The following is a 2336-nucleotide window of genomic DNA, read 5'->3' as shown; positions in this document are numbered from 1 at the left end:
CGTTAAAATTTATACTTTCTTATATTTCAAGCGTAAACGGCTGACGCCATCTTGGCGGCAAAAGCTCGTTTCGCGATGAAATGTTACTCGCTTTGCGGCATTACTGCTGCATCCTTCGACTCCGAGCGAGTTGCCGCTGGCGCTACGCCCAGCAGCTCAGCCTCAGTAGACAGCTCTGCTACCTGCTTCTCCAATGCTCTCACTGTCCGCTGCAAACGAATCTGACGAATCATGCCAAGGAGCCCTGCCGTCAAGCCGCCAAGCAGCGTTGATGCCAAAATAACAAGGATCAGCGGGAGCGTTGCCTTCGTAAATATAAAATTCACCTGAACCGAATCGACGTTAATCACAGCGAATATCGCAATAAGAAGCGCAAACACCAACGCGGAAATGAGAATGCCTTGTCCCTTCACACCGATCCCTCCCTTTTCCAGAAATCATACCATAAACCCCGCCGATTCGCCTATTCATGAGCTCCAAGCTATTGGCTTTTTGATTTATCGCTATCGATGATGCGCCTTAACAGAGGCTGGACACATCGTTTTTTCTGTCATTCTCCACAAAAAAAGACGGTGCCCGACTAATCGGACACCATTCTTTTATTTATGCAGCTTTATTTTTGTTATAAATGTCAAACACGACGGCGAGCAGCAGTACCAAGCCTTTAATCCCCTGCTGCCAATCAATGCCAAGGCCAACGAGCGACCTACCGTTCGTTCCTGATGGTTCAATTGGTTAGGCAGCGTCACGACAGCGATTTTGCCTTTATTGCCAATGAGCTCGGCCATCTTATGCGCGGCCGTAACCCCTGCATTATAATTGTTAGTAGCAAGAAAGGAATTGTCAATGCATTCGCATTCATAACCGACAGTGCGATGCCTGCCGGTTTTTTGGCTATGACCTGCTCTTTCGTGAGCTGCGTTTATTTTAACATACATGCAAGTATATTATTACTTTACAATTAAAGGTGGTTCCAGACTTGTTTCTCCGTCTTAATTGACTGGCCTGTTGTTATCGCTTGGTCCATTAAGAGCGCCAAATACTGATCCTGAGCGGCATCAGCCAAGCTGTAGAAGGAAGGCCTCGCTCCCGCCACATAATCTCCCATATGCAGCAAGCAGGTCGCGATCGCTATTTCATCATCGCTTAATCGCGCTGGGGCAACCGGGTTATTGTAAAGCCACTCCCCCTCCGCCATAACTCCGCGATGATAATAGCCCTCTAGGTTGCCATGATGGCCGGTATCCACTCTGCGGAGCTCTGTATAAATAGGTGTCGCGTAATCTTCAAGGTAGCTGATTTCGTTGTTTATCAGCTCGCCTTTACTGCCTCTCACGAGCATGCGGCTGCGGCGGATCCACGAGAAATACTGATCGCCTGTAAAGTCGTACAGAGCCAGCTTGTCCCCAAAACGGAACGTAGCAATCCGCTGCACCGATTGAACCATTTGCTCCTCGAGCGGATCACCTTGCCTGCTCGGGCCTTTCATCAGCTTGGATTCAAACTGCTCCCCGCTTATCGTCGCGGCATCGAAACCAACGCCGAGCAGCTGTCTAATTAAGCTGATCCCATGGTAATCATGCGCCGCGGAAACCTGTACCTGCGACACCTCTCCAAGCTTTCCTGATCTTGCGATCCGAATCCGGGCCGCATGCATCGGTTGAAACAAATATTGCTCGGCTACCTGAATTTTCACGTCCCTCGGCAATGAACCGCATAGCTCTGCCAGGGCAGCCAAATCAACGGCCGGCGGCGTCTCCGCAAGAATAGGGATGCCAAGCTCTGTTAATTCACGGATGATATTCGGGGCAGCCGTCCGGGGCACAGAGACGACCGCGAAGCTGAAATGTTTCGCCTCTGCCGCAAACTGCTGCAGCGTGCGTACGGTTCGTATGCCCCATTTTGCCTCAAGCTCCCGTCCCTTCTGCTCGTCTCTGACAAGTATAGAACGAATGCGAAACCGTTCAGGCAGCGCTTTCGCGATTCGTATGTAAAATTCCGCCCGCCAGCCTCCGCCGATAATTCCAAAATTTATAATAGATATATTAGATTCAGCCTCCGTGATTCAAGATGTTTGGTCTAGGGTATGTGACGACTCCCCATGCCTAAAGGCAGGGCTTCTCAGATCATCGGGATTCGTAACCTCACCCCTCCTTGAAGGCTCCGTCCGAGCCTTATGCTTTTCATGGTTACGATACTAAAGCGCGTTGCAAAATGTTTCGTGCCGCGTTCACATCGCGGTCAGCGACATATCCGCACGGATCACATCGATGCGTTCGAACAGCCAGCGTCTTTTTCACCATCTCACCGCAACTAGAGCATTGCTGAGACGTGTT

3 protein-coding genes and 1 pseudogene are annotated in these 2336 nt (G+C 50.3%); all 4 read right to left on the bottom strand.

Annotation, left to right across the window (positions count from 1 at the left end; translation table 11 throughout):
* Window positions 1–83 precede the first annotated feature (83 nt).
* A complete protein-coding gene (locus RCO25_RS29010) occupies window positions 84–413 on the bottom strand; it encodes a LapA family protein (protein ID WP_308999559.1) in 330 nt (109 codons plus the stop codon).
* Between the two features lie 291 nt (window positions 414–704).
* Window positions 705–907, bottom strand: a pseudogene (locus RCO25_RS29005) (substrate-binding domain-containing protein); the annotation flags it as partial.
* 54 nt (window positions 908–961) lie between these two features.
* Window positions 962–2023 carry a Gfo/Idh/MocA family protein gene (locus tag RCO25_RS29000; protein ID WP_308999561.1) on the bottom strand — a complete coding sequence of 354 codons (1062 nt, stop codon included), beginning with the start codon at window positions 2021–2023 and terminating at the stop codon, window positions 962–964.
* A gap of 166 nt (window positions 2024–2189) precedes the next feature.
* A partial coding sequence (locus tag RCO25_RS28995) for a zinc ribbon domain-containing protein (protein WP_308999560.1) occupies window positions 2190–2336 on the bottom strand: 147 nt, incomplete at its 5' end.

The organism is Paenibacillus sp. LHD-38 (genome assembly GCF_031157315.1).
In the GTDB taxonomy this organism is placed as follows: Bacteria; Bacillota; Bacilli; order Paenibacillales; family Paenibacillaceae; genus Pristimantibacillus.
This window is presented reverse-complemented; position numbering and strand designations above follow the sequence as displayed.